This window comes from Chryseobacterium sp. AG844 (assembly GCF_003182335.1).
GTDB lineage: Bacteria > Bacteroidota > Bacteroidia > Flavobacteriales > Weeksellaceae > Chryseobacterium > Chryseobacterium cupriresistens.
Genome location: NZ_QGTV01000010.1, coordinates 154,302 through 161,108, shown reverse-complemented (window position 1 = coordinate 161,108; position 6,807 = coordinate 154,302). Strand labels below are relative to the sequence as shown.

The window sequence follows — 6,807 nt, the reverse complement described above, 5'->3', positions numbered from 1 at the left end:
AAAGCACAATATACTTCCTGAGTTATTTAGCCAAAACTGTTCTCTCACCCCTTTTGCTTTGTATGTAAATTTATTCTTTTGCAAACATAGGAGCCAAAACTTAATATTTCTAAACCCTTAAAACTTCTTAATGGTTAATTTTCTATCATCATTGAACATAAAAAAGGCTGTTTCTAAGAAACAGCCCTGAATTTTTGTAATCTGAATGATTATTTTTTCTTAGCACCTGAAACTGCATTTGATAAATCAGCTCCAGCTTTGAATTTAGCAACTTTTTTAGCAGCAATTTTGATCGGTTTTTTAGTTGCAGGGTTAATACCTTGTCTAGCCGCTCTCTCAGCTACTGAGAAAGTACCGAAACCTACTAAAGAAACTTTTCCGTCTTTTTTCTTTAATGTAGTTGTAACGTTACCAATGAAAGACTCTAGAGCAGCTTTAGCTGCAACTTTAGTGATACCTGCATCTTTTGCGATTGCGTCGATTAATTCAGACTTGTTCATAATTTTTAATATTAAAGTTAGTTCGTAATTATAGCAAATATAGTACTATTTTCTAATTGTGCAATTTTTTTATTAAAACTTGTGCAATTTTTTTGCATTTCACTGAAATCAGTTAAAATATGATAATTCCACTTTTCACAGAAAATCTACGTTACAGGTTACTAAAATCATGCCAAATGCTTATGTGTATTGACTTTAGCAAAAAGTTAATATTATTTTTCGTATTTATTAAATCCTAAATTGTGTATGAAGAATTAATTTTTTTGACCATATGATTATTAAATTTATAAGTAATTTTTATATTTCTTGTGTTTTGTTAAATTAAACCCCTGTGTTTGTGGGAGTTTTAAAATGATAATAAACGCCTGTTTTATTAATTTTTATTAATAAATTTGCAACATGTTAATAGAAGTTTTCAAGTCTAAGATTCATAGGGTGAGAGTAACTGCCTCTGACCTTAATTATATAGGGAGTATAACGATCGATGAAGATCTTATAGAAGCTGCCGGTCTGGTAGTGGGAGAAAGAGTCTATATCGTGAATGTGAACAACGGAGAACGTTTTGATACCTACGTGATCAAAGGGAAAAGAAAATCAGGGGAAGTGTGTCTGAATGGTCCTGCAGCAAGAAAAGTACAGAAAGATGATATCATTATCATCATTGCCTATGCTCAGATGACTCCGGAAGAAGCAAAAGACTTCCAGCCAAAGATCGTTTTCCCGGATGAAAAAACAAATCTTCTTACGTAGTACATGGAGAAAACATCAAAAAGTCCGGTAAAATCAATACTTACAATAGTAATATCGCTTGCTTTTGCAGGCTTTTTTTTATGGCTTGCCTTAAGAGGTCTGGATTTTAAAGTCATTCAAAAGTCATTGGCAAAAGCTAATTATATCTGGGTATTGTTTGCCTCCGTATTTGGTCTTCTGGCGTACTGGTTCAGAGCGATCCGCTGGAATCTGATGCTGGAGCCGATGGGACACAGAATTTCAAATTCCAATGCGCTTTGGTCTATCTCATTTGGTTACCTGATGAATCTTACGATTCCCAGAAGTGGCGAAGTGGCAAGGGCAACCGCTTTATATGGCGTGGAAAAAGTACCCGTAGATAAATCTTTCGGAACTATTATTCTGGAAAGAGTAGTAGATCTGATCTGTATGCTTGGTTTCTTAGGACTGACATTATTGTTTAAATATGAAGCCATTCTGTCATTCTATAAAAATTCAGGAATAACAATGAATCCCAACAAGATCATACTGGTTCTTTCTATTCTGATTGCAGGAACAGTTTTGTTCTTTGTATTTAAAAAGAAACTTTCAGGGATTCCGTTTTTAGGAAAAGTGGTTAGCTTTATTGACGGGATTTTTCAGGGGATAACTTCCATCTTTAAATTAAAAGAAAAAGGAAAATTCATCCTGTATACATTAGGAATCTGGATTTGCTATTACTTGGCTGCATATCTGGTATGTTTTGCCCTTCCTGAAACTTCAGCATTTACTTTTGCAGACGGTTTCTTCATTATTGTAGTAGGAACATTAGGAATGATTATCCCTGCCAGTGGAGGAATCGGAGCGTATAACCTTGCCATGAAGTATGGTTTTATGGCTCTTTTTATTTCAGTAGGGAAAAGTGCAGATTTTGGAGGTGAAATGGGGCTTACCTATTCCTTTATTTCTTTACCGCTGCAGATTGTGATTATGCTGGTGATGGGATTAATCTCCATTCCCATGCTGGCCAAAGCAAGAAACAATGCTGTTTCAGATAAAGAATTTGAAAATTAATTCAATACATTTTTATACAATACAAGGTTCAATTTTTTAATTGGACCTTTTTTTATGGCTGTTTTTTAACTTAAATCGTTTTAATTAAGCGGTCTATAGCATTTTTTCATCAATAAATTTGGTCAGTTCATAAATCACTTCTATCTTAATGCAAAAAATAATCATAATATAAAACACTATGGCAATTAATCTACAGAAAGGACAAAAGATCGAGATAGGATTGACGAAAATGACGATTGGATTAGGCTGGGATCCGAATGAAGGAACCGGCTACGATTTTGACCTGGATGCTTCTGCAATCATGATTGATTCTGACAGAAAATTAGTAAGCGAAGAATACTTCGTTTTTTACAATAACTTAAATTCTCCGGATGGAGCCCTTATCCATACAGGAGATGATCCGAGTGGTAAAAACAGTGATGGTGACGATGATGAAGCGATCATTATAGACCTTGATAAAGTAGATTCAAGAGTAGAAGAGATCCTTTTTGTGGTAACCATAGAAGACTTTGAAAGAAGAAGACAGAATTTCGGACAGGTAAGAAATTCCTATATCAGAGTAGTAGATAACCATTCTAACCAGGAAATTGCAAAATACGAACTGGATGAGGATTTCTCTATTGAAACCGGTGTAGAATTCGGAAGACTGTACAAAAGAAACGGAAGCTGGAAATTTGAAGCTTCAGGAATAGGATACAGAGCAGATCTTGGCTTCTTCCTTGAAAAATACTACAAAGGGCAAATCATCAAATAAATCGTCAAATACACAAAAACTATAACTATGGCAATTAATTTACAGAAAGGACAAACGATAGATTTAAGAAAGAATGACCGCGGAGAAAGCGTGTATGATCTTTCAAAAGTAACCATCGGTTTAGGATGGGATGTAAGAAAACAAAGCAGCGGTTTTTTTGGAAAACTATTCAGTAAAGAAGCAGAATACGACCTTGATGCAGTAGCATTTCTTTTAGATGGCAACGGAAAAGTAGCCAATTTGGGAAGAACGGTACAGACCAATGACGGAAGACAGATGGGGCTTTACCAGGGAGATGTGGTTTTCTTCAACTCCATGCAGCATCCAAGCGGAAATGTATGGCTTACCGGAGACAACAGAACCGGTGCAGGAGATGGAGATGATGAACAGATCATTGTAAGATTGGATCAGCTGGATCAGAGTTATCAGAAAATAGTATTCCTTGTTACTATTTATCAGGGAAGAACCAATAACCAGCACTTCGGAATGATTGAAAATGCATTTATCCGTGCCGTAGATGCTTCAGGAAAAGAAATTACAAAATACAGCCTTTCCGGTGATTCAAGTATGAATGGTAAATGTGCAATGGTTTTTGCAGAAGCATACCGCCACAACGGAGACTGGAAATTCCGTGCTGTGGGAGAACCACACAATACAGATAATTTTATCGATATTCTGAGACAGCAATACGCGTATTCCAACTAGATTTTCGAATTTTATTAAACCATAATAAAAGCCGTCGGCGGAAGTCGGAGACTTCCGCCGACGGCTTCAGAATTAATACTTGTCTATAATGAGCAGGAGATTATTAGCTTATTTTTTATTAGATACTTCAGGTTCTATGAACGGAGAGCCTATTCAGGCACTGAATAATGGTTTCAACGGCCTTATCAGTATGCTTCGTGCAGATCCGCAGGCAATGGACAGCCTGCATTTGAGTGTTATTACCTTCGATAGAGATGTTAAAAATATGATACCCTTAACAGATCTGGCGAGCTTTTATCCCATGGAAATTACCTGTCCGGACAGTGGCCCGACGCATACAGGAGCAGCCCTGGAAATGGTTTCAGAATTGATGCAGAAGGAAATTGTAAAAGAATCTGCCGATACAAAGGGAGACTGGCAGCCGCTGCTTTTTATATTTACAGATGGAAAACCTTCGGATATTCAGAAATACAGGCAGATGATCCCGGTGATCAGAGGACTGGAATTTGGTGCTATCGTAGGATGTGCAGCAGGCCCGAAAGCTGATGAAAAATTTCTGAAGGAACTCACAGATCATGTGGTAAAGCTTGATACTACAGATGCCATTACCCTTTCTTCCTTTTTCAAATGGGTGAGCTCTTCCATTACACAGGGAGGACAATCGCAGAATACAGGAGAAAACATCACATTACCTCCGCCACCATCGGAGCTTACTATTATTATTTAAAAAATTGTCTTTACAGCATGAGAAGACTGCCTATTTATTTTTTAGTAGACGTCTCCGAATCTATGGTAGGAGAACCTATTGAGCAGGTGCAGGAAGGGATCGCTAATATTATCAGGGAATTAAAAAAAGATCCTTATTCACTTGAAACCGTTTACATTTCCGTGATTGGTTTTGCGGGAGAAGCTGAAGTCATTACGCCGATGCAGGATATTATCAGTTTTTATCCGCCTAAAATTCCGGTCGGAAGTGGAACATCACTTTCCCAGGGTTTAATTAAACTAATGGATTGTATTGACAAGGATATTGTGAAAACAACGTATGAAAGAAAAGGCGACTGGAAACCTATCGTCTTCCTGTTTACAGACGGAGTGCCCACTGATGATGCCACCAAAGCCATTGAAAGATGGAATAACAAATACAACGGAAAATCTAATACCATTGCCGTATCTATAGGTGAAAATACGAATTATAAACTTCTAGGTTCTCTGGCGGATAACGTTTTACTCTTCAATAATTCCGATGAAAATTCTTACAAAGAGTTTTTCAAGTGGGTAACGGATTCTATTAAAACAACCAGCCAGAGTGTTACAGAAGCCAAAAAAGAAGGAATTAATTTGTCTAAAATTGATTCTCTCATTCTGGAGAAAGTAGATCCTGAAATGGAACAGAGATTCCCGGATAATAATTTTGTAGTATTGAACGGAAAATGCCAGGAAACGGAAAAGCTTTATCTGATGAAGTTTAAAAAAGCATTCGCAGAATCAAGCATACCGGGAATGGCTACAAGATATTACAGATTGGACGGAGCGTATAAAATTGATGAAAAAGCCTACTACAGACTTTCTTCCAATCAGAAAACGCATCTTAAAATCAATATCGAAGAACTGGATGGAGGTACTTCATGTCCTCATTGTGCCAATCCTATTGCATTAGCTACCTGCTCGTGTGGAGGAATTCACTGTATGAGAGGGGAAGGATACAGCAAATGTCCTTGGTGCGGAACTTCGGATTATTACGGATTTTCCGGAGGAGGATTTGATATTAACAGAACGCTGGGCTAATGATGGGGAAATTTTTCAGGAAGTCTGCCGCAGAATCCAAACCAAAGACGATGCAACAGGCTGTTGTTTTTAAAGAAAAAGAAGAGTTCAAAGATGCTCATTGGGTATTGAAAAATGCCAGTGCAAAGCAGTTCTATGAATTCACTTTCGATATGGAAGATTTCCCGAACATAAAGATTCAGAATATCGGAAACATTGAAGAAACAGGGCTTACTTTTGAAAACAATAGAATCTCAGGAATCCCGGTTACCAATAATATGTACCATCTGGATATTCAGTTTTATCATATTCATGATCAGCATCAGATGGAGACTAAGAAAATACAGCTCTTCGTCAATGCAGATCCAAAAGACCTGTGGAAAAATATTCCAAGTGATACAAATGCTGCTTTTTATAAACCGGAAGAAGACTCATTCAAAGGTTCTTTTTCAGACAAAAAAATTGTTGTCGCTTCGAAAAGAGGACGTTCCCATGCGCATGAAGGCAAATTTCGTGAAGACGATTTTGCTGTAAATAGGCTTCCCGATGGCTGGAATATTATTGCTGTTTCAGATGGAGCGGGCTCAGCAAAAGCTGCAAGAGAAGGTTCCAGACTGGCAACGGAAACAATCAACCGGTTTTTTAACTCACAGGAGACTTTAAATCAGATTGAAAATAACATCAATGTTTTATATATCAATCAGTTTTCTGATGAAGAACAATTGAAAGCCAAGCAGGATATCATCAATATCTTATCAGAAGGTGTTTTACATGTTTATCACACACTGGAAAAAACAGCAGTGGAAAATGATTTTTCAGTAAATGATCTGCACGCTACTCTTATTTTTACTTTACTTAAAAAGTTCAGTTTCGGATATGTCATTCTGAGCTTTGGAGTGGGAGACTGCCCGATCAATCTTATTAATACAGACTTTTCTGAAGTTAAGCTTTTAAACCGGATGGATGTGGGAGAGTTTGGTGGAGGGACACGTTTCATCACCATGAAAGAAATTTTTAATGATACAATAGCTTCCCGTTTCCGGATTACCTGTGTAGAAGATTTTTCTTATCTGGTGCTGATGACAGATGGTATTTATGATCCTAAATTTACCACCGAAAATAAACTGGAAGATACAACAAGCTGGAAAGCACTTTTTGAAGACCTTGCAGGGAATAATGATGACAGGGCGAAAGCAGATTTTATCAATGATGAAAAGATTGATGAAGAACTTTTAATCTGGAGCGATTTCTGGAGCAGAGGAAACCACGATGACCGTACATTGGCAATAATCTATTAAT

8 protein-coding genes are annotated in these 6,807 nt (G+C 37.1%); 7 read left to right on the top strand and 1 reads right to left on the bottom strand.

Features of this window, described 5'->3' with window-relative positions; translation table 11 throughout:
- Positions 1 to 209 precede the first annotated feature (209 nt).
- A complete protein-coding gene (locus DEU40_RS12270; protein ID WP_002976900.1) occupies positions 210 to 500 on the bottom strand; it encodes an HU family DNA-binding protein in 291 nt (96 codons plus the stop codon).
- Positions 501 to 899: 399 nt separating this feature from the next.
- On the opposite strand from DEU40_RS12270, the gene panD reads away from it, so the two are divergent.
- The 7 genes from panD (at position 900) to DEU40_RS12235 (ending at position 6,806) form a co-directional block, all read left to right on the top strand.
- A complete protein-coding gene (panD, locus tag DEU40_RS12265) occupies positions 900 to 1,250 on the top strand; it encodes an aspartate 1-decarboxylase (RefSeq protein WP_002976902.1) in 351 nt (116 codons plus the stop codon).
- A 3-nt stretch (positions 1,251 to 1,253) separates the two neighbouring features.
- Positions 1,254 to 2,282, top strand: coding sequence for a lysylphosphatidylglycerol synthase transmembrane domain-containing protein (locus DEU40_RS12260; protein ID WP_110010093.1), 1,029 nt, complete (start codon positions 1,254 to 1,256; stop codon positions 2,280 to 2,282).
- A gap of 178 nt (positions 2,283 to 2,460) precedes the next feature.
- Positions 2,461 to 3,036 (top strand): TerD family protein, encoded by a 576-nt coding sequence (locus DEU40_RS12255; RefSeq protein ID WP_047420681.1) that lies wholly within the window; start codon positions 2,461 to 2,463, stop codon positions 3,034 to 3,036.
- A gap of 27 nt (positions 3,037 to 3,063) precedes the next feature.
- Positions 3,064 to 3,741, top strand: coding sequence for a TerD family protein (locus DEU40_RS12250; protein ID WP_110010092.1), 678 nt, complete (start codon positions 3,064 to 3,066; stop codon positions 3,739 to 3,741).
- A gap of 88 nt (positions 3,742 to 3,829) precedes the next feature.
- Positions 3,830 to 4,468, top strand: coding sequence for a vWA domain-containing protein (locus DEU40_RS12245; RefSeq protein WP_110010091.1), 639 nt, complete (start codon positions 3,830 to 3,832; stop codon positions 4,466 to 4,468).
- 17 nt (positions 4,469 to 4,485) lie between these two features.
- The gene (locus tag DEU40_RS12240; protein ID WP_110010090.1) at positions 4,486 to 5,529 is read left to right on the top strand and encodes a TerY-C metal binding domain-containing protein; all 1,044 of its coding nucleotides are present in this window, start codon (positions 4,486 to 4,488) and stop codon (positions 5,527 to 5,529) included.
- The gene (locus DEU40_RS12235; RefSeq protein ID WP_110010089.1) at positions 5,529 to 6,806 is read left to right on the top strand and encodes a PP2C family serine/threonine-protein phosphatase; all 1,278 of its coding nucleotides are present in this window, start codon (positions 5,529 to 5,531) and stop codon (positions 6,804 to 6,806) included. The genes DEU40_RS12240 and DEU40_RS12235 overlap by 1 nt, the downstream gene beginning before the upstream one ends.
- Position 6,807: the final 1 nt, after the last annotated feature.

Excerpts from the sequence above, each read along its gene's own strand:
- DEU40_RS12240 (WP_110010090.1), top strand. The coding sequence starts at position 4,486 with ATGAGAAGACTGCCTATTTATTTTTTAGTAGACGTCTCCGAATCTATG.
- DEU40_RS12245 (WP_110010091.1), top strand. The coding sequence starts at position 3,830 with ATGAGCAGGAGATTATTAGCTTATTTTTTATTAGATACTTCAGGTTCT.
- DEU40_RS12235 (WP_110010089.1), top strand. The coding sequence starts at position 5,529 with ATGATGGGGAAATTTTTCAGGAAGTCTGCCGCAGAATCCAAACCAAAG.
- DEU40_RS12255 (WP_047420681.1), top strand. The coding sequence starts at position 2,461 with ATGGCAATTAATCTACAGAAAGGACAAAAGATCGAGATAGGATTGACG.
- panD (WP_002976902.1), top strand. The coding sequence starts at position 900 with ATGTTAATAGAAGTTTTCAAGTCTAAGATTCATAGGGTGAGAGTAACT.
- DEU40_RS12250 (WP_110010092.1), top strand. The coding sequence starts at position 3,064 with ATGGCAATTAATTTACAGAAAGGACAAACGATAGATTTAAGAAAGAAT.
- DEU40_RS12270 (WP_002976900.1), bottom strand. The coding sequence starts at position 500 with ATGAACAAGTCTGAATTAATCGACGCAATCGCAAAAGATGCAGGTATC.
- DEU40_RS12260 (WP_110010093.1), top strand. The coding sequence starts at position 1,254 with ATGGAGAAAACATCAAAAAGTCCGGTAAAATCAATACTTACAATAGTA.